The 19,408-nt window shown below is 63.0% G+C and carries 19 protein-coding genes; 9 read left to right on the top strand and 10 right to left on the bottom strand.

The annotated features are described in order from the left end of the window. Position 1: 1 nt before the first annotated feature. A complete protein-coding gene (locus BM059_RS08600; protein ID WP_244154396.1) occupies positions 2–946 on the top strand; it encodes a hypothetical protein in 945 nt (314 codons plus the stop codon). On the opposite strand, the gene BM059_RS08605 is transcribed toward BM059_RS08600, so the two are convergent. The 7 genes from BM059_RS08605 to BM059_RS08635 all read right to left on the bottom strand — a co-directional run bounded on the left by BM059_RS08605 (position 927) and on the right by BM059_RS08635 (position 9,107). Further along, entirely contained in the window at positions 927–1,367 is a 441-nt protein-coding gene (locus tag BM059_RS08605) for a hypothetical protein (RefSeq protein WP_241766080.1), read from the bottom strand. The two genes, BM059_RS08600 and BM059_RS08605, sit on opposite strands and share 20 nt — an antisense overlap. Then, positions 1,352–2,491, bottom strand: a complete 1,140-nt coding sequence (locus BM059_RS08610; RefSeq protein ID WP_074938021.1) for an NAD(P)/FAD-dependent oxidoreductase — start codon at positions 2,489–2,491, stop codon at positions 1,352–1,354. The genes BM059_RS08605 and BM059_RS08610 overlap by 16 nt, the downstream gene beginning before the upstream one ends. 73 nt (positions 2,492–2,564) lie before the next feature. Continuing rightward, positions 2,565–4,013, bottom strand: a complete 1,449-nt coding sequence (gene rhlB, locus BM059_RS08615) for an ATP-dependent RNA helicase RhlB (protein WP_074938023.1) — start codon at positions 4,011–4,013, stop codon at positions 2,565–2,567. Positions 4,014–4,123: 110 nt separating this feature from the next. After that, positions 4,124–5,287 (bottom strand): dipeptidase, encoded by a 1,164-nt coding sequence (locus BM059_RS08620; protein WP_074938025.1) that lies wholly within the window; start codon positions 5,285–5,287, stop codon positions 4,124–4,126. Positions 5,288–5,391: 104 nt separating this feature from the next. Beyond that, positions 5,392–6,330 carry a GGDEF domain-containing protein gene (locus BM059_RS08625; protein WP_074938026.1) on the bottom strand — a complete coding sequence of 313 codons (939 nt, stop codon included), beginning with the start codon at positions 6,328–6,330 and terminating at the stop codon, positions 5,392–5,394. 191 nt (positions 6,331–6,521) lie between these two features. After that, positions 6,522–8,423 (bottom strand): acyl-CoA synthetase, encoded by a 1,902-nt coding sequence (locus tag BM059_RS08630; protein WP_074938028.1) that lies wholly within the window; start codon positions 8,421–8,423, stop codon positions 6,522–6,524. A 24-nt stretch (positions 8,424–8,447) separates the two neighbouring features. Continuing rightward, complete coding sequence (locus BM059_RS08635) at positions 8,448–9,107, bottom strand: alpha/beta hydrolase (protein ID WP_036998652.1); 660 nt, start codon at positions 9,105–9,107, stop codon at positions 8,448–8,450. A gap of 477 nt (positions 9,108–9,584) precedes the next feature. On the opposite strand from BM059_RS08635, the gene BM059_RS08640 reads away from it, so the two are divergent. The 4 genes from BM059_RS08640 (at position 9,585) to BM059_RS08655 (ending at position 13,920) form a co-directional block, all read left to right on the top strand. After that, positions 9,585–10,613 carry an amino acid ABC transporter substrate-binding protein gene (locus BM059_RS08640; RefSeq protein WP_036998654.1) on the top strand — a complete coding sequence of 343 codons (1,029 nt, stop codon included), beginning with the start codon at positions 9,585–9,587 and terminating at the stop codon, positions 10,611–10,613. 97 nt (positions 10,614–10,710) lie between these two features. Beyond that, positions 10,711–11,895, top strand: a complete 1,185-nt coding sequence (locus BM059_RS08645) for an amino acid ABC transporter permease (RefSeq protein WP_179526879.1) — start codon at positions 10,711–10,713, stop codon at positions 11,893–11,895. Between the two features lie 9 nt (positions 11,896–11,904). Further along, positions 11,905–13,002, top strand: coding sequence for an amino acid ABC transporter permease (locus BM059_RS08650; RefSeq protein WP_036998658.1), 1,098 nt, complete (start codon positions 11,905–11,907; stop codon positions 13,000–13,002). A 156-nt stretch (positions 13,003–13,158) separates the two neighbouring features. Continuing rightward, positions 13,159–13,920: an amino acid ABC transporter ATP-binding protein gene (locus BM059_RS08655; RefSeq protein WP_036998663.1), complete on the top strand. Its 762-nt coding sequence runs from the start codon at positions 13,159–13,161 to the stop codon at positions 13,918–13,920. A gap of 50 nt (positions 13,921–13,970) precedes the next feature. Here BM059_RS08655 and BM059_RS08660 read toward each other — a convergent pair whose 3' ends face one another. After that, entirely contained in the window at positions 13,971–14,912 is a 942-nt protein-coding gene (locus BM059_RS08660; RefSeq protein ID WP_074938030.1) for a GlxA family transcriptional regulator, read from the bottom strand. A gap of 164 nt (positions 14,913–15,076) precedes the next feature. Here BM059_RS08660 and BM059_RS08665 point away from each other — a divergent pair, with 164 nt between their 5' ends. From BM059_RS08665 to BM059_RS08680, 4 genes are all read left to right on the top strand, one after another. Continuing rightward, on the top strand, positions 15,077–15,547 hold the full coding sequence (locus BM059_RS08665) for a nuclear transport factor 2 family protein (protein ID WP_036998668.1): 471 nt from the start codon (positions 15,077–15,079) through the stop codon (positions 15,545–15,547). 99 nt (positions 15,548–15,646) lie between these two features. Then, complete coding sequence (gene pcsA / locus BM059_RS08670) at positions 15,647–16,366, top strand: phosphatidylcholine synthase (RefSeq protein WP_074938032.1); 720 nt, start codon at positions 15,647–15,649, stop codon at positions 16,364–16,366. Further along, entirely contained in the window at positions 16,363–16,644 is a 282-nt protein-coding gene (locus tag BM059_RS08675) for a GIY-YIG nuclease family protein (RefSeq protein WP_036998671.1), read from the top strand. Before pcsA ends, BM059_RS08675 begins: the two co-directional genes overlap by 4 nt. 64 nt (positions 16,645–16,708) lie before the next feature. Next, positions 16,709–17,644 (top strand): glutathione S-transferase family protein, encoded by a 936-nt coding sequence (locus BM059_RS08680; protein WP_074938034.1) that lies wholly within the window; start codon positions 16,709–16,711, stop codon positions 17,642–17,644. Positions 17,645–17,662: 18 nt separating this feature from the next. Here BM059_RS08680 and BM059_RS08685 read toward each other — a convergent pair whose 3' ends face one another. Together BM059_RS08685 and yejK are read right to left on the bottom strand one after the other, a co-directional pair. Next, the gene (locus BM059_RS08685) at positions 17,663–17,983 is read right to left on the bottom strand and encodes a glutaredoxin family protein (RefSeq protein ID WP_036998675.1); all 321 of its coding nucleotides are present in this window, start codon (positions 17,981–17,983) and stop codon (positions 17,663–17,665) included. 224 nt (positions 17,984–18,207) lie between these two features. Then, positions 18,208–19,215, bottom strand: coding sequence for a nucleoid-associated protein YejK (yejK, locus tag BM059_RS08690; RefSeq protein WP_036998677.1), 1,008 nt, complete (start codon positions 19,213–19,215; stop codon positions 18,208–18,210). Positions 19,216–19,408: the final 193 nt, after the last annotated feature.

Raw genomic sequence — 19,408 nt, forward strand, 5'->3', positions numbered from 1 at the left:
CATGAACATGCCCCTGCGTTTGCTGAAAAACGCACTGTTGGCCGCTGCCGCGTTGGTCGCCGCCGCTTTGATTTTCTTCTCCTGGCAGTACTTCTTTCCGGTGCAGGCCGCCAGTGGCTGGTCGTACCGCGTCGCCTACGACGGCGTGCAGAAGGCCGCCGGGCTGGCGCGGGCTCCAGGTGGCGGCATTCTGGTCAGTCAGGAGTTGCAGGATGGCCAGGGCAGCATTCTGCTGATGCAACCCGATGGTGAACGCGAGGTGGTGGTCGGCGGGCTGTCCAAGCCCGATGGCCTGCTCAGCGCGCGTGGTGGCCTGGTGTTCAGCCAGGAGTCGGGCGACAAGCCGGTCAGCTTCCTGCAGGGCACGCGGGTTTCCGAGTTGTTCGAGGGCGACCAGGTGCAGGGGCTGTGGGATGACGGCCATTACCTGTATGCCATCGAGGATCGCAAGGGCAACGGCCGGCTGTGGCGCTACCGCTGGGATGACCGGAAATTGAGCGTGGTGCGCGACAACCTGTCGGAAACCGAGTCGATCACCCGCTGCACGGACGGGCGCATGCTCTACAGCGAAAAGGAAACCGGGGTGATTCGCGAGCTGCGCGAGGATGGCCGCGATCCGGTGGTGATCGAGGGCCTGCGCAACCCGACGTTCATGCTCTGCGACGAGCAGGGTTTGTGGATCAGCGAGGACTCGACCCATCGCGCCCGCCTGCTGCTGGTCGATGCCCAGGGCGAGCAGACCACGGTGCTGTCCTTCCTCAAGGCGCCACAGGCGATACTGCCGCTGGAGAGTGGTCGCTACCTGATAGCCGAAGGCGGTCGGGACCGCGTGCTGGAGTTGAGCCTGAACAAGGATGACGGTTTCCGTCGCGAGCCAGACAGCTCGGCCAAGCACGGAGAAGCGGCCGAGCGGGAGCAGAACGTGCTCAAGGGCGCGGGCGGTTGAGCCATTCCAGCAGTGCCAGCAGCCCCAGACCTGGCGACAGTGCCAGCACAAGCAAGCCCAGGTTGCTCAGGAGCAACTCGTGGAAAACCTCGCCTGGCGTCCAGGTATTGCCATAGGCGCTGGCGAGCAGGCTGACGGCGCAGTACGCCGCAAGTGCACCGCACAGGCTGAACACCAGCATGACAATCACGGGAGGCACACGCCGCAGAAGACCGCAGGCGGCGGCCAGAAGAAACAGCGCAAACGCAGGTAAGCAGGCCAGCACCAGCTCAATGGCGAGATGTCCATCCGGCTCTGCCAATAGCGGCCAGGCCACTACCTGGCACGCGTGCTGTAACTGGCAGGTCAGCAGACCGATGAACAGGGCAGTGCCCGGCAGCAGGCACAGTCCCTGTAGCAGTCGAATCAGCATCGCTTGCATGTGGGTAACCGTGCTGGACTGAGTAGCGCTTCGCTGAGGCCGAACCGCTGTAGCGAAGGCGGCAGCGGCTGCCGACGAATCAAGGCTGCGCAGGCCTGGCCCATGGCTGCACTGGTCTGGATGCCATAGCCGCCCTGCGCCGCCACCCAGAAGAAGTCCTCGGCCTGGGGATCGAAGCCGCCGACCAGATCGCCGTCGGCGACGAAACTGCGCAGGCCGGCCCAGGTATGCGCCGGGCGGCGAATCTGCAAGGTTGTGTGCGCCTCGATCTGATGGATGCCCAGGGCGATGTCCAGCTCCTCGGGCTGCACGTCATGCGGCGCCACCAGGTCGGCATTGGCTGGCGAGCCGAGTAAGAGGCCGGCATCGGGCTTGAAGTAGAACGACTCATCCAGGCTGACCAGTGCCGGCCAGTGCTGACAATCGATGCCTGCCGGGCCGCTGAAGGTGAAGGCGCTACGGCGCTTGGGCTGCAGGCCGATGCCGGGTAGGCCGGCCAGGTGGGCGATGTCGTCGCACCAGGCGCCGGCTGCGTTGATCAGCACGGCCGCGCGGTAGCGTTGCCCGGCGCAATCCACCTGCCAGCCGTCGGCGTGACGGCTGATCGAGAGCACGTCGCGGTTGCAGTGAACTTCCCCGCCTTGCTGGCGGATGCCGCGCAGGTAGCCCTGGTGCAGCGCTGCGGTGTCGATATCGGCAGCGCTGGGGTCGAGCAATGCGCCATGCACGAGCTCACGGCGCAGTACCGGAACCCGCGCGCAGGCTTCGTCAGCGTTGAGCAGGCGAGCCTCTGCGACATGCTCGCGGGCCTGCACGTACTGACGCTGCAGCTCGGCGGCGTCACCGCTGAAATCCACCACCAACTCGCCACGCGGCGTGAGTAGCGGATGCTCGGCGAAACCGGCTGGTGGGGCATCGTAAAAGGCGCGACTGGCGGCGGTTAGCGCGCGTACCTGCGGCGTGCCGTAGGCCACGGTGTACAGTGCCGCCGAGCGGCCGGTGGCGTGATAACCGGGCTGCGCCTCGCGCTCGAGCAGCAGCGTCTTGCCGTGGTTGGCGAGAAAGTAGCCGGTGGATGCGCCAGCAATACCGGCGCCGATGATGAGGTAATCGCAGTGTTGCATGGCGTATCGATCAACTGGGTCAAATAAAAAAGGCGAAGCTGGAGGGCTTCGCCTTTGTTCTGCTTCGGCCTTATCAGTGCTTGCGCGGCACCGGCTTGAGCAACTCGTCCGGCGGCATTTCGCACTGGATCTTGCGGCCGATCAGCTCTTCGATTGGCGGCAGGGCGAAGGCGTCGTCCTCACCAGCGAAGCTGATCGAGGTGCCGCTGGTGCCGGCGCGGCCAGTGCGGCCGATGCGGTGCACGTAGTCGTCCGGGTCTTCCGGCAGGGTGAAGTTGATCACGTGGCTGATGGCATCGACGTGGATGCCGCGACCGGCCACGTCGGTGGCGACCATCACGCGGATCTTGCCTTCGCGGAAGCCTTCCAGCGCGCGGATGCGCTTGTGCTGGGGAATGTCACCGGACATCTGCACGGCACTGATGCCGTCGCGGGTCAGGCGCTCTTCGATGCGCCGTACTTCGTCCTTGCGGTTGGCGAAGACCATGACCCGCGTCCAGTCGTTCTGCGAGATCAGATTGTACAGCAGCTTGTACTTGTCCGCCGAGGCCACGGCGTAGACGTGCTGCTCGACCGTGTCGCTGGCGACGTTTTCTGGCTCGATCTCGACGATGGCCGGGTTGACCGTCCACTGCTTGGCCAGGTTCATCACGTCCTCGGTGAAGGTGGCGGAGAACAGCAGGGTCTGACGGTCGCCCTTCATCGGCGTCTGGCGGATGATCTGGCGTACCTGCGGGATAAAGCCCATGTCGAGCATGCGGTCGGCTTCATCCAGCACCATCACCTCGACCATGTCCAGGTGCACTTCACCGCGCTGGTTGAAGTCCAGCAGGCGGCCCGGTGTGGCCACGAGGATGTCGCAGAAGCGCGATTCCAGCTGCTTGAGCTGCTTGTCGAAGTCCATGCCACCAACGAATTGCATGACGTTGAGGCCGGTGTACTTGGTCAGCTCGGCTGCGTCCTTGGCGATCTGTACCACCAGTTCGCGGGTCGGCGCGATGATCAGCGCGCGCGGCTCACCCATGTAGCGCTCTTTCGGCGCCGGGGTCTGCAGCAGCTGGGTGATGATCGAAATGAGGAAGGCAGCGGTCTTGCCGGTACCTGTCTGGGCGCGGCCGATGGCGTCCTGACCTTTGAGGGTATAGCCCAGTACGCCGGCCTGGATCGGCGTGCAGTAGGGGAACCCGAGGTCGTGGATGGCGTGCATCAGCTCCGGGGCGAGCTTGAAGTCATGGAAACGGGTCTTGCCTTCGGCGGGTTCGACCGCGAAGTCTTCCAGCTTCCAGGTGTCCACCGGTTTGGCCGGGCGCTCGCGGCGTGGCTTGTCGGCTTTCGGCGGGCGGGGCTGCTGTTGCTCGGGGCTCTCGCCTGCGCTCTCGCTGGCGGTGCGGGCGGGCTTGTTCTTGCGCGGACGCTTGTCGTCGGCGTCACGGCTCTGGGCCGGCGCTGCTACGGGTGACGGCGCTGGTTGTGGCTGCTCGTCTTCGGCTTTGCCGAACATTTTCTTGAGTGCTTTGAGCACGGGCTTCTCATCGATTGGTTAAGGAGTGAACGCTCGCCAGTGTAATGCAAGACGCGGGCGTGGCGAAGTGCTTCGCTCGCGTCTGTCAAGAGGACTGCGCAACCAGCCTCTCAGTTTTCCGGCAAGCTGGTCAGCAGCAGGCGCTGCACGTTGCCGCCCATGATCGCGGCAATGGCCGCGTCATCGAAGCCGGCACCTTGCAGGCCTTCGGTGATCTGCGCCAGGCCGGTGACATCGAACGGCGTATGCACGGTGCCATTGAAGTCCGAGCCCAGGGCGACGTGCTCGACGCCGACCTTGTCCGCCGTATAGCGGATGGCCTTGACGATGGCCGCGACCGAGGTGTCGCACACGGCCGTGCTCCAGTAGCCGATGCCGACTACTCCACCGGTGGCGGCAATGGCCTGCAGGTGTTTGTCGCTGAGGTTGCGTGTGCCGGCGCAGGTGCCTTCGACGCCGGTGTGTGAGACCAGCACCGGGCGCGTGGCCATGGCCAGTACGTCGTCGATCAGTGGGCGCGAGGCGTGTGCCAGGTCCACCAGCATGGATTTCTCTTCCAGGCGCGCGATGACCTGACGCCCCAGCGGGGTCAGCCCGCCTTTTTTCAGACCATGGGCCGAGCCGCCGACTTCGTTATCGAAAAAGTGGGTCAGGCCAGCGATGCGGAAACCCGCGTCATACAGCACGTCGATGTTTTCCAGCTTGCCTTCGATGGGCTGCAGGCCTTCGGTGGCGAGCAGGCCGGCGACGCGGCGCGGGTCCTGGTTCCAGGCCTCGACGAAGCGGGCCAGGTCCGCGCGGGTGCGGATCAGCACCAGGCGACCGTCGCTGCCGGCTGCGGCGTCCTTGAGCTTCTGCGCCTGGTACAGCGCACGTTGCAGCAGGCTGCTCCAGGTTTCTCGCGGCCAGCGCTGGGCCATGGCCAGCAGGGTAATGTTGTCGCTGTCGGCGCCATTGCTTTCCATGTTCAGGCCGCGTGGCGTCTTGGTCACGGTGGAGAACACCTGCAGGCCGAGGCGACCTTCAAGCATGCGCGGCAGGTCGGAGTGACCGTAGTCGTAACGTTTGAGCAGGTCGCGCTCCCAGAGCAGAGCGTCGTCGTGCAGGTCGGCGACGAACAAGCCCTGATGCAGCTTCTGCGCGCTGGCGCTGGCCGGATAGGGCGGCGGACTGGCGACGCTATTCATCTGTGCGTCGAGCACCTGGGGCAGGCCCAGAACGGCCAGGGCGGAGAGGGGAACGAGCAGAAGTCCGGCGATCAGCAGTTTGCGCATGAGGAGCCATCCAGGCGTGTTGTTATGCCGGGCACTTTAGCAGGGAAGCGCTGCGCACAGCGCCCCTGCGGCAGGGGCGCGGTGACCTCCAAGGTCAACAAGACTCAGCCGCTGAGGCAGTTACGTCCCTGCTGCTTGGCTTGGTACAGCGCCGCATCGGCCCGCGCGATCAGGCCTTGCAGGCTGTCCTGATGCTGCATCTGCGCCAGGCCAATGGAAATGGTGACGCCTGGCAGAACGCCGACCGGCGAGTAGAAGGAGGCGACCTGCTCCAGGCTGATGCGCAGGCGTTCGCCGATGCTGCGTGCGTCCTCGGCAGCGATCTCCGGCAGGAGGATGACGAACTCTTCGCCGCCGAAACGTATCAGGCTGTCCTTGGGGCGCAACTGGCTGCGCAAGGTATGTGCCACCAGGCACAGCGCGTAGTCGCCAGCGAGGTGGCCGTGCTGGTCGTTGTAGGCCTTGAAATGGTCGACATCCAGCATCAGCAGTGACATCGGCTCGTCGTTGAAGGCACAACGCGTGCTTTCGCGCTCGAACACGTGTTCCAGCCAGCGCCGGTTGAAGCAGCCGGTCAGGGTATCGACGTTGGCATTCTGCTCGCTGTCGAGAATCTGCCGGTTGCCCTGGCGCACACGCTCGCAGAGCAACTCCAACAGGTTCTGCATCATCTGTGGGGATTGCTGGAACAGCGCGATCAGGGATTCACGATGCAGGCGCAATACGGTGGAGGGGCGCTCGGCCACCACGTAGGCGGAGGGGTGTTCGTTATCGATGAAGCTGATTTCACCGGCGCAATCGCCGACTTCGAGCGTGCTGACGGCCTGGTTATCCAGTGATCCCAGGTAGACGCGCAACTGTCCCTCGATCAACAGATAGAGGTATTGGTTGCGATTGAACGGGGAGAGCAACACTTCGCCTGCTTCCAGTTCGCAGGCGCGAAATTCCTGCAGCAACTGATCCAGGCTGCTGGTGGCGACATTCTGAAATAGTCGCAGATGCTGAACTTGCTGCAGGTCTGCCTGCCAGTGCGCCGGTTTCATCGCGATCTCGTCGGGCCTGGTCGGGCGAATAGGCCTGAGGGCACCACCAACGCTCCCTGTTGTGTCTACGGATAGTTGCCGACAGTATTCCCGGCTTTCAGGCGTGGCAATGCTTGCCCAAAGTTCGGCCGACCAGTGGTTGCACGAAAGTGCAAAGCTGTTAACTGGCGCGCGTCCCTGCGCGCTCTGGATCACGCGGCGAAGTGGATGCGATGGCCTACCGCATAACCGGCCAGGCGCTCGCCGATTGCAGTAGCTAATGCCTGATCCTGGTTCGGCAGGTGAATGTGGGCCAGTTGACCTGCCTTGTCATCGCTCAGGACTTCAACACGTGCAGCAGGATGCAGCTCGCCGACAGCGGCCTGGTAGACGCGGGTGATCGCGTCGAAGCGCAGCGCCGGCTTGAAGGTTTTGCCTACCGCGGTGAGCGGGATGGCGTCGATGATCCAGGCGTCCTTGGGTACTGCGGCGCGCTCGGGGATATGTGCGGCGGCATGCGCCAGCAGCTCGGCCTCGCTGGCCTGTGCGCCGGGTTTGAGCTGGACGTAGACCACGGGCAGTTCGCCGGCCTTTTCGTCGGGCTTGCCAACGGCGGCGGCCATGGCCACCGCCGGGTGCTTGTGCAGGGCTTCCTCGATCATCTGCGGATCGATGTTGTGGCCGCCACGGATGATCAGGTCCTTGCTGCGGCCAGTCAGCCAGATATAGCCGTCGGCATCGACGCGGCCGAGGTCACCGGTATTGAACCAATCACCATCGACCCAGATACCGACGTTCTTGCTCGCCTGCAGATAGCCCTTGAACACCGTGGCGCCACGAATGCACAGGTTGCCGATCTCGTTGGGCGCGGCTTCGCGCAGGTACTGCCCCTGTTCGTCGAGCACCTTGATGCGCACTTCGCAATAAGGCATCGGCAAGCCGATGGAGCCAGGACGGCGCTCGCCGGCCGGCGGGTTGGCGCAACTGCCGCAGGTGCCTTCGGTCAGGCCATAACCTTCGAGCAGAGTCAGGCCGGTCTTGGCCTCGAACTGGCGAATCAGCTCCACCGGCATCGGCGCGGCGCCGCACAGGGCGTATTTCAGCGTGGACAGATCGTGACCCTCGCTGGGAACCTGCAGCAGGCCGGCATAGATGGTGGGAACGCCGCTGAAGAAGCTGACCCTGTGCCGTTCAATCACCTTCCAGAAATTGCCGATCAAGGTGGTGTTGCGATAACCCTGTGGCGTGGCCAACAGTACCTCGGCACCGCCGATGAAGGCCGTCAGACCGGTGACGATCACGCCGTTGACGTGGAACAGCGGCAGGCCGCAGAGCGTCACGTCGCCCACGCCGAAGCGGGTGACCAGGTTCATGCTGTAGGCCATCGCCACTTCATTGCCGTGGCTGTGCGGTGCCAGTTTCGGCGTGCCAGTGGTGCCGCCGGTGTGAAAGTAGCTGGCGATGTCGTTGGCAGCGATCACGCGACCGCTTTGCAGATGGTCGGCCGGGCAGGCGGCGATGGTCTCGTCGAAGTCCAGCACGCCCTCTGGCAACTGGCCGCGCTGGGCCTTGAGCGCACTGCGCTGTGGCTCGGGCAATAGATTGGCCATGTCCACGCAGAGAATCGCTTTCAGCGCTGGCAACTGATCACGCAGAGCGTTGACCTTGTCCCACAGGTCGGTGCCGGGGAAGGGCGCCAGGGTCACCAGTAGTTCGGAGTCCGAGGCATGGATCAGCTCGGCGATGTGCTCGGGGTCGAGCAGCGGGTTGATCGCGTTGACGATGCCAGCCGCCTCGCCGCCCCAGATGGTGTAGTGGGTCTGCGGCAGGTTGGGCAGCAGGAACGAAACCGCCTTGCCTGGACGCAGGCCCAGACGATGAAAGGCATTGGCGGTCTGGGTGATCTTGCCGAGCAGTTCGGCGTAGTTCAGGCGCAGCGGAGTTTCTTCGGCCGTGCCCTGGAGGAGGAACGACAGCGCTGCTGCTTCGGGATGGGCCAGCGCCGTACGACGAATCAGCTCGTAAGTGCTGCTGGGCAGGTCGCGATCGCTGAGCGGGGTGCTCTCGATCTGTTCGATATCCTGCAGGGTGCGAATCAGGGGCGCTGTGCTCATTTATCGTGCATCTCTTCGGTTCGGTCAGCCGGCCAGCAGTTGGCCCAGCCATTCGGCGATATCGCGAATCTCTTCCGGCAGCACCTCATGCGCCATCGGATAGTCACGCCATTGCACCGGCACCCCGCAGGCGTGCAGGCGGTCATACGCGGCACGACCCATGTCGGGTGTCACCACGTCGTCGAATCTGCCATGCAAACAAAGCACCGGCAGTTGTCTTTTTGTATCCGCCAGCGGCATGTCGTCGCTGAAGGTCGGCGCGTAGGTCGACAGTGCCAGTACCCCGCCCAGGGTTTGCGGATAACGCAGGAAGGCGGTGTGCAGCACCACCGCGCCACCCTGGGAGAAGCCTGCGAGAACGATGCGTTCGGGGGCGATGGCGCTTTCGAGTTCCGCTTCGATCAGGGCGATCACCTGATCGGCCGATTCCTCCAGCTGCGCCTGGTCGATGGCACGGGCCGGACTCATGGCGAGGATGTCGTACCAGCTCGGCATGCTCCAGCCGCCGTTGATGGTCACCGGGCGGGTTGGCGCCTGCGGCAGGATGAAGCGTGTGCTGGGCAAGCGCTCCTGCAACATCTCCGCGACCGGGAGGAAATCGTAGCGGTCAGCCCCCAACCCATGCAGCCAGATCACGCTGGCATCGGCGGATTGTGGGGGCTGCAAAATCATGGGTGCGGTCATTGGTAGCTCCAGTGTGGTGCGGGCGCCTTGATTTGGGGCGGCGCCCTGTTCAAGGCTTGGCTAATCTGTGAATAAGTTGTCGCACGGGTGAAAGTTTTGCCCTTGACCCTCGTATATCCGGCCATTTGCCATGTGCTGGTACGGCGCTTGCTATGGCTCATACGAACTGACGACGTGGTGCGCTAACGGTAACACTGTGCCATCGCGCACCGCTCAACAGGCAGGAATCTGCTGTGTGGGGTTCCTAATAGACCGTCGGGGCGCTTGATCGCCCAGGCGGATCACGATCCGTCTCTGGCCCGTTCAACCAATGGGCTGGGCAGGAGCAGTTGGCCAGCAGAGGGTAAAGCCGACTAGACTCCCGCCTGACGTTCGAACTTCTCGTCGATACCGTTGCTGCCAGCGGATCGCGTGCCTCAAAAGGGTGGGGAAGGCGGACGGAGACTCCAACACAACAAGAGCAACTGGAGGTTTTTGATGAAGATGGTGAAATCCACCCTGGCTGTGCTGACCACCGCAGCTGTGCTCGGTGTCAGTGGCTTTGCTCAGGCAGGCGCCACCCTGGATGCAGTGCAGAAGAAAGGCTTCGTGCAGTGCGGTATCAGCGACGGTCTGCCTGGCTTCTCCTACGCCGATGAAAAAGGCAATTACCTGGGTCTGGACGTCGACGTCTGCCGTGCTGTTGCAGCTGCGGTCTTCGGTGACGCCACCAAGGTCAAGTACAGCCCGCTGACCGCCAAGGAGCGCTTCACCGCGCTGCAGTCCGGCGAAGTCGACATCCTGTCGCGTAACACCACCTGGACCAGCTCGCGCGACGCCGCACTGGGCCTGAACTTCACCGGTGTTACCTACTACGACGGCCAGGGCTTCCTGGTGAACAAGAAACTGGGTGTTTCCAGCGCCAAGGAACTGGACGGCGCAACCGTCTGCATCCAGGCTGGTACCACCACCGAGCTGAACCTCTCCGACTACTTCCGTGCCAACGGCATGAAGTACACCCCCATCACTTACGATACCTCTGACGAGAGCGCCAAGTCGGTCGAAGCTGGCCGTTGTGACGTGCTGACCTCCGACCAGTCGCAGCTGTACGCACAGCGCATCAAGCTGGCCAACCCGAACGACTACGTCGTGCTGCCGGAAGTCATCTCCAAGGAGCCGCTCGGCCCGTCCGTTCGTCAGGGTGACGAGGAGTGGTTCGACATCGTGCGCTGGACCCTGTTCGCCATGCTCAACGCCGAAGAACTGGGCGTGACCGCGGCTAACGTCGAAGCCACTGCCAAAGACACCAAGAACCCGGACGTCGCTCGTCTGCTGGGTACCGAAGGTGAGTTCGGCAAGGACCTCAAACTGCCGAAAGACTGGGCAGTGCAGATCGTCAAGCAAGTCGGTAACTACGGTGAGTCGTTCGACCGCAACGTTGGTGCTGGCAGCGAGCTGAAGATCGAGCGTGGTCTCAACGCCCTGTGGAACAAGGGTGGTCTGCAGTACGCACCGCCGGTGCGTTGACCGTCCACAGCGGCAGGCCTAGCGCCTGCCGCTGTCGTTTCCGATTACGTGAACTCCGGCCGGCTTGTATGCGGCCGGGGCTTCCATGAGGGTTGTTATGCAAACGACTGCTAATGCCCCGCGCCCGCGAGGATCGCTTCTAAACGATCCGCAGGTGCGCGCTTGGGCTTTCCAGATCATTGCCGTCGTCGCCGTTGTGGCGCTCGGTTGGTTTCTCTTCCAGAACACCCAGGCTAACCTGGAGAAGCGCGGGATCATCTCCGGCTTCGCTTTTCTCAATAACAGCGCCGGTTTCGGCATTGCCCAGCACCTGATCGACTACACCGAGAGCAATTCCTACGCACGGGTATTCCTCGTCGGTCTGCTCAATACCCTGCTGGTCTCGTTCATCGGTATCGTGCTGGCCTCCATCCTTGGCTTCCTGCTGGGTGTGGCGCGGCTGTCGCCGAACTGGCTGATCAGCAAGCTGGCCACGGTTTATATCGAGATCTTCCGTAATATTCCGCCGTTGCTGCAGATCCTCTTCTGGTATTTCGCGGTCTTCCTCGCTCTGCCTGGACCGCGGCAGAGCCTGGGTCTTGGCGAAACGTTCTTCCTCAACAGTCGTGGCCTGTACATGCCGGCGCCTGGCCCTTCGGAGAATTTCGGCCTGTTCGCCGTGGTCTTGCTAGCGACCATCGTCGGCATCATCGCCCTGGGACGCTGGGCCAAGAAGCGTCGCGAAGCCACTGGCCAGATATTCCCACTGCTGTGGACATCGCTGGCGCTGCTCGTCGTCATCCCTGGCCTCACCGTACTGATCGGTGGCAACCCGCTGGTGTGGAGTGTGCCGGAGCTGACCGGATTCAACTTCCGTGGCGGCTGGGTGATGATCCCCGAGCTGATGGCACTGACCCTGGCTCTGACCATCTACACCGCGGCTTTCATCGCCGAGAACGTACGCTCCGGGATCATGGCGGTCAGCCATGGCCAGACCGAAGCAGCGCGCTCGCTGGGCTTGCGTCCGGGCGTTACTCTGCGTCTGGTGATCATCCCGCAGGCACTGCGCGTGATCATCCCGCCGCTGACCAGTCAGTACCTCAACCTGGCGAAGAACTCCTCGTTGGCCGCCGGTATCGGTTACCCGGACATGGTTTCGCTGTTCGCCGGTACCGTACTCAACCAGACCGGCCAGGCCATCGAGGTGATCGCCATCACCATGAGCGTGTACCTGGCAATCAGCATCAGCATTTCCCTGCTGATGAACTGGTACAACAAGCGCATCGCGCTGACTGAGCGGTAAGGAGCAGCCATGCAGACTCATACATTCAAACCGGACCTACCGCCGCCGCGCATGAGCGTCGGTGTGGTGGGCTGGCTCAAGAGCAACCTGTTCTCCAACTGGTTCAACAGCCTGTTGACCCTCTTCGCAATCTACCTGATCTGGCTGGTGGTGCCGCCACTGCTGCAGTGGGCGATCATCGATGCCAATTGGGTGGGCAGCACCCGTGCCGACTGCACCAAGGAAGGCGCGTGCTGGGTGTTCATCCAGCAGCGCTTCGGTCAGTTCATGTACGGCTTCTACCCCAGCGAACTGCGCTGGCGCGTGGACGCCACGCTGTGGCTGGCCATCGTCGGTGCGGCGCCGCTGTTCGTCCCGCAGATGCCGCGCAAGGCGCTCTACGGCCTGGCGTTTCTGGTGATCTACCCGATCATCGCCTGGTGCCTGCTGCACGGCGGCGTGTTTGGCCTCAGCGTAGTCTCCACCAGCCAGTGGGGCGGCCTGATGCTGACCCTGGTGATCGCCTCTGTCGGCATCACCGGTGCCTTGCCGCTGGGTATCCTGCTGGCGCTGGGGCGACGCTCCAACCTGCCGGCGATCAAGGTCATCTGCGTCACCTTCATCGAGTTCTGGCGCGGTGTACCGTTGATTACCGTGCTGTTCATGTCCTCGGTGATGCTGCCGCTGTTCCTGCCTGAAGGCATGCATTTCGACAAGCTGATGCGCGCGCTGATCGGGGTGATCTTGTTCCAGTCCGCCTACATCGCCGAAGTGGTGCGCGGTGGTCTGCAGGCCATTCCCAAAGGTCAGTACGAGGCCGCTGCGGCCATGGGCCTGGGCTACTGGCGGATGATGGGGCTGGTGATTCTGCCGCAGGCGCTCAAGCTGGTGATTCCGGGCATCGTTAACGTCTTCATTGCCCTGTTCAAGGACACCAGCCTGGTGATCATCATCGGCCTGTTCGATCTGCTCAACAGCATCAAGCAGGCGACCACCGACCCGGCGTGGCTGGGTATGGCTACCGAAGGTTATGTATTCGCCGCGTTGGTCTTCTGGATTTTCTGTTTCGGCATGTCCCGCTATTCGCTGCATCTCGAGCGGAAGCTGGATACCGGCCACAAGCGTTAGGAGCTGATCAGTATTTGCTGCGCGTCGGCCTGGCGGCGTTGAAAACACTCTCGGGATGCTCATGTACAACCGTACATTGCGCTCCCTCGAATGTTTTCGCCTTGCCTGGCTCTAGCTCGCTAAATCCTGGATCAGCCCCTCGAGAGGAGTGAATTTATGAGTGAAGCAATCAAACAACCCAGCGCTGAGCCGATGATCCTGCTGCAGGGCGTGAATAAGTGGTATGGCCAGTTCCACGTGCTCAAAGACATCAACCTGAGCGTGCAGCCGGGCGAGCGTATCGTCCTTTGCGGCCCGTCCGGTTCGGGCAAGTCTACGACCATTCGCTGCATCAACCGTTTGGAAGAGCACCAGCAGGGCCGCATCGTGGTCGATGGCACCGAGCTGACCAGCGACCTCAAGCACATCGAGGCGATTCGCCGCGAAGTGGGCATGGTGTTCCAGCACTTCAACCTGTTCCCGCACCTGACCGTGCTGCAGAACTGCACCCTGGCGCCGATGTGGGTACGCAAGATGCCCAGGCGCCAGGCCGAGGAAATCGCCATGCACTTTCTCGAGCGCGTGCGCATTCCCGAGCAGGCCAACAAGTTTCCGGGGCAGCTCTCCGGTGGCCAGCAGCAGCGTGTAGCGATTGCCCGTGCACTGTGCATGAAGCCGAAGATCATGCTGTTCGACGAGCCAACCTCGGCCCTCGACCCGGAAATGGTGAAAGAGGTGCTGGACACCATGATCGGCCTGGCCGAAGACGGCATGACCATGCTCTGCGTGACCCACGAAATGGGCTTCGCTCGTACTGTGGCCAACCGCGTGATCTTCATGGACAAGGGCGAGATCGTGGAGGAGGCCGAACCGAACACCTTCTTCACCAACCCGCAGAACGAGCGCACCAAGTTGTTCCTCAGCCAGATCCTGCACTGAGTCGGTATTGCGTTGTGAATCAGGGAGCCTTCGGGCTCCCTTTTTTGTTGCTAGCTACGCCGCGTGCGTTTGCGGAAGGCCCCCGGCGTTTCCCCGCACAGTTGCTTGAAGCGCTTGGCGAAGGTCGCACGGTCGGCGAAACCGACCTGGCTGGCGATCTGCTCCAGCGAACAGGCCGAATCGGCCAGCGCCTGCTGCGCCAGGCTGATACGCAGGCGTTGCAGGTAGTCGCCAGGGGTCAGCCCGATGGCCTGTTTGAAGCGGCGTAGCAGAGTGCGCGGTGAGCAGTGCGCTTGCTGCGCAATACGGTTGAGGTCGATCGTCTCGGCGTGATGCTCGCGCAGCCAGTTCAGCAGCGGTGCAAGGGTTTTGTCCTCACTGCTGGGTAGCAGCGGCGCGAAACGGGTCTGCGTGCCGCGCTGGCGCTCGATCACCATGGCACCAGCGACCTGTTGCGCCAGCCATTCGCCGGCATGCAGGGCGATCAGGTGCAGGCACAGGTCGAGCCCAGCCTGGGCGCCGCCGGAGCAGAACAGCGGGCCATCTTCGGTCAGCAGCAGGTCGCTGCGCAGGTTCACCTGGGGAAAGTGGCGGGAGAACGCATCGGCCAATGCCCAGTGGGTGGTGGCCTGGCGTCCATCGAGCAGGCCGGCAGCCGCCAGCAGGAAGGCGCTGCTGCACAGGCTAGCCACCTGTTGCTGGTCACGTCGGGCCAGCCAGGGCAGGAGCTCGGCGTTGCTCTCCAGAGTGCGGGTGACGGCGCTGCCGGTGGCGGGAACGATCAGCAGATCGGCCTGCTCGGCCAATTGCAGGCCACCATCGACCTGAATCTGCGCGAACTCCAACTGCACGGGCTGGCCATCAAGGCTGAAACGCTGCAACTGAAAACGGGGCGCACCGGCCAGGCGATTGGCCAGGCTGAAGGCGTCCTGCGCCATGCTCAGGCTGGAGCAGATGGTTTGCGGGCAGACGTAAAGCGCGATGCGCAGCATGACGATGGCCTGGCGTGGGGGTTGGCGATTATTGACACAAAGTTGTCCTTATGGCCAATCGCCGCGCGGGCGGGCGAGGGACACACTAGGCTGCATTCACCATCGAGCCGTCAGGTGCGCCGCGCGCACCGTCGTCATCACCAGCAAATACGCAGGAGCGAGCCATGAGTCATCCCAACGCCGAGTTGATCCAGCGTTTCTACAGCGCCTTCCAGAAGCTCGATGCCGAAACCATGGCGGCTTGCTACGCCGAAGACGTGCGTTTCTCCGACCCGGTCTTCATCGGTCTGCGTGGTGCTGAGGCGGGCGATATGTGGCGCATGCTCTGCACCCGTGCCGAAGGCTTCTCGCTGACCTTCGACTCGGTACACGCCGATGATCATGCCGGCAGCGCCCGCTGGGTCGCCAGCTACCGTTTCAGCGCCACCGGTCGTCAGGTGGTCAACCATATCCAGGCGCGCTTCGTGTTTCGCGACGGACTCATCGTCGAGCACCGCGATCACTTCGATCTGTGGCGCTGGGCACGTCAGGCGCTGGGTGGCAAAGGGCTGCTACTGGGTTGGGCTCCGCCGGTTCAGGCTGCCATTCGTCGACAAGCGGCACGCGGTCTGGCCCAGTTTCGCGGCACTCGCTGAGGCGGGCGAAGGAACGCAGTGGTAGGCTAGCCGGTCTTAGCCTTCAATAAAGAGTGCGCACATCGGGTGCCGCACCTCCACTGCCAATCGAGACCTGCCGTGACCGAACTGATCGTTGCCGTAAAACAGGCCAAAGCCTGGGGGGTCCATGCCGTTACCGCCAGCGGTGTGATCCTCGCACTGCTGGCATTGCTGGCCGTACTCGACGGCCAACCCAAGCAGTGCCTGCTGTGGCTCGGCCTGGCACTGCTGGTCGATGGCCTGGACGGTTCGCTGGCTCGACGTTACGACGTCAAGGGTGTGCTGCCGCATTTCGATGGCTCGACCCTCGACCTGGTGATCGACTACCTCACCTATGTGTTCATTCCCGCCATCTTCCTCTATCGCTTTATCCCGTTGCCGGACTACACGCCGCTGTTCGCCGTGGGTCTGATCCTGGTGTCCTCGCTGTTCTGCTTCTGCAACCTGAACATGAAGAGCAAGGACAACTACTTCGTCGGCTTCCCTGCGGCCTGGAACGTGGTGGTGCTGTATTTCTACATCCTCGACATTCATCCCTGGATTACCCTTGGCATGATCGTGCTGTTGGCCGGCCTGACCCTGACCAAGATGAAGTTCCTGCACCCGTTCCGCGTTCGCCAGTTCATGCCGCTGAACATTCTGGTGACCTTCGTCTGGATGCTTTCCAGCGCATTGCTGGTCCTGCAGTATCCGGTCAGCCAGTTCTGGCTGCTGGCGCTCTGGTGGTTGGCTTCAGCCTACTTCGTCGGCATGTGCCTGTGGCGCTCGGTGCGCGAGTGGTTTCCCGCTCGCGGATGAATGCAGCAGTCGAAAAGGCCTGGTTCGTTTATCTGGTGCGCGCCGCCAATGGCGCGCTTTATTGCGGCATCAGCGATGACCCGCAGCGGCGCTTCGCCCAGCACCAGAGCGGCAAGGGCGCTCGTTTCTTCCATACCAGCCCAGCGCTGGCGCTGGCCTATGTCGAAGCCTGTGCCGGCAAGGGTGACGCGCTGCGTCGTGAGCGTGCGATCAAGCGCCTGAGCAAAAGCGCCAAAGAGGCGCTCATTCTGGCCGTTGATGGCGCTTCATCAGCCTGAGGCGGTGTGCGTGGATAGGTTGCGCGGGTAAGCTGGGCGCTTTCGAACTGACGCGGAGCGCGCCATGCACGAGCTGATCCTTCACCACTATCCGACCTCGCCGTTCGCCGAGAAGGCCCGCCTGATGCTGGGCTTCAAGCAACTGTCCTGGCGCTCGGTGATGATCCCGCCGTTGATGCCCAAACCGGACCTCACCGCGCTCACCGGCGGCTACCGCAAGACGCCGGTACTGCAGGTTGGTGCTGATATCTATTGCGATACCGCGCTGATCGCGCGTCGTCTGGAGGCCGAGAAAGCCACCCCGGCACTGTTCCCTGAAGGTCAGGAGTTCAATGTCAGCCTGCTGTCGCAGTGGGCCGATTCGGTGCTGTTCCAGCATGCCGTGGCACTGGTGTTCCAGCCTGAGTCCATGGCGCTGCGCTTCGCCAAGGTGCCGCCAGAGTTTGCCAAGGCCTTCGCTGCCGACCGTGGTGCGCTGTTTTCCGGTGGTACGGCCAGCCGCTTGCCGCTTGAGCAGGCCAAGCATCAGTGGCCGGCACTGATGGGCGCGTTGCAGCGTCAGCTGCAGCGCGAGCAGGGAGACTTCCTCTTCGGTGAGCCTTCGCACGCCGATTTTTCCGTGGCGCATTGCCTGTGGTTCCTGCGCGGCACGCCGGTCACCTCACCGCTGGTCGACGACTATCCGGAAGTCGCCGCCTGGCTCGCCCGTGTACTCGGCTTCGGCCATGGCTCGTTGAGCGAGATGAGTGGCGAACAGGCCGTCACCGTGGCGCGTGAGGCGACGCCGGCTGCGCTGCCGGACGAAACCTTCGTTGATCCCAATGGCTTCAAGGCTGGCCAGGCGGTGAGCATCGCGGCAGTGGACTATGGCGTTGATCCGGTGCAGGGCGAGTTGCTGCATGCCGGTCGTGACGAGCTGATTCTGCGTCGCGAGGACGAGCGCGCCGGCGTCGTGCATGTGCACTTCCCGCGCTTGGGCTTTCGTATCGAGGCGCGCTGAGGCGTCTCGCGCCGCCTGTCAGTAGGCGGCGCGGATGGCCCGTACGTCGTAGCCGTGGATGACCTGCCCGCGCAGGTCGATCACCGGCACGCCGCGGCCACCAAGCGCCTGATACTGAGCGCGACCGGCGGCATCGGTCTCGATATTCACTTCGCGATAGGCGATGCCATCCTCGGCGAACAGCTCGCGCGTCTTGGCGCAGTAGCCGCACCATTGCGTGGCATACAGGACGATTTCGCCACTGGCGTTGCCGGCCTGAGGTGGGTCGATCCAGCGCTCGATCTTGTCCCAGTTCTGCCAGAGAGCTAGGGCGGTGAGCAACAGTAGAATCGTTTTCATCGTGTCGCGTCCTTGTGTGATGGCGCTGTCATCTCAGGGTAAACCGCACCCGGCCGTGCCGCCATATCAGTCAGTAGGGTGGGCCGGGCGGCGATCCGCTTCAGTCCACCAGAACGATCTCAGCCTCGTAAGGTAGGCCGGGTGCCTTCGGTGCTTGTACTACTTCGGTGGGCTAAAGCCCACCCACCCTACAGAAACTAAAGCGGATCGCCGCCCGACATGCATCAATCCTGACGACGCTTGAGCTGGTCCTTCAACTGGGTCGGTAATTGGCGAATGATGAGCATGTCGCGACCCTCGTCGTACTCGACCTTCGAGCCCAGCAAGTGCGCCTCGAAACTGATCGACAGCCCTTCGGCGCGGCCGGTGAAACGCTGGAACTGGCTCAAGGTGCGCTTGTCCGCCGGAAATTCCGGGGCCATGCCGTAATCCTTGTTGCGGATGTGTTCATAGAAGGCCTTGGGGCGCTCTTCGTCGATCAGGCCGGAGAGCTCGTCGAGGGTGATCGGCTCACCGAGCTTGGCCTGACTGGTAGCGTAGCCGACCAGGGTCTTGGTTTTCTCGCGGGCCTGCTCTTCGGGCAGGTCTTCGCTTTCGACGAAGTCGCTGAAGGCTTTGAGCAGGGTGCGCGTTTCGCCCGGGCCATCGACGCCTTCCTGGCAACCGATGAAGTCGCGGAAGTAGTCGGAGACCTTCTTGCCGTTCTTGCCCTTGATGAACGAGATGTACTGCTTGGACTGCTTGTTGTTCTGCCACTCGCTGATGTTGATGCGTGCAGCCAGGTGCAGTTGGCCGAGGTCCAGGTGCTTGGCCGGGGCCACGTCCAGTGCGTCGGTCACCGCCACGCCTTCGCTGTGGTGCAACAGGGCGATGGACAGGTAGTCGGTCATGCCTTGCTGGTAGTGGGCCAGCAGCACGTGGCCACCAGTGGAGAGGTTGGATTCCTCCATCAGCTTTTGCAGGTGCTCCACGGCCTGGCGGCTGAAGGCGGTGAAATCCTGCTCGCCGTCGAGGTAGGCCTTGAGCCAGCCGCTGAACGGGTAGGCGCCGGACTCTTCATGGAACAGACCCCAGGCCTTGCCCTGCTTGGCGTTGTAGCTCTCGTTGAGGTCGGCCAGCAGGTTCTCCATGGCTTGCGACGTGGCCAGCTCGCTGTCGCGGGCGTGCAGCACGGCAGGGCTGCCGTCGGGCTTCTTGTCGATCAAGTGGACGATGCAGTGACGGATCGGCATGGCGGTCTCGATGGGCAAATGAAACGAAGGGCGAAGTTTACCCGAAGCAGAAAATGGATTCCGGGGCTGGGTGTGGATCTATCCGTGAAAAGCGTTGAAGACCACACAGCAGATCGCGGCTAAAACCCCTCCCACAGGTATCACGAACGCCCGTGGGAGGGGCTTTAGCCGCGATGGTTCTCTACTGGCGGTG

It is taken from the genome of Ectopseudomonas composti, assembly GCF_900115475.1.
Lineage (GTDB): Bacteria > Pseudomonadota > Gammaproteobacteria > Pseudomonadales > Pseudomonadaceae > Aquipseudomonas > Aquipseudomonas composti.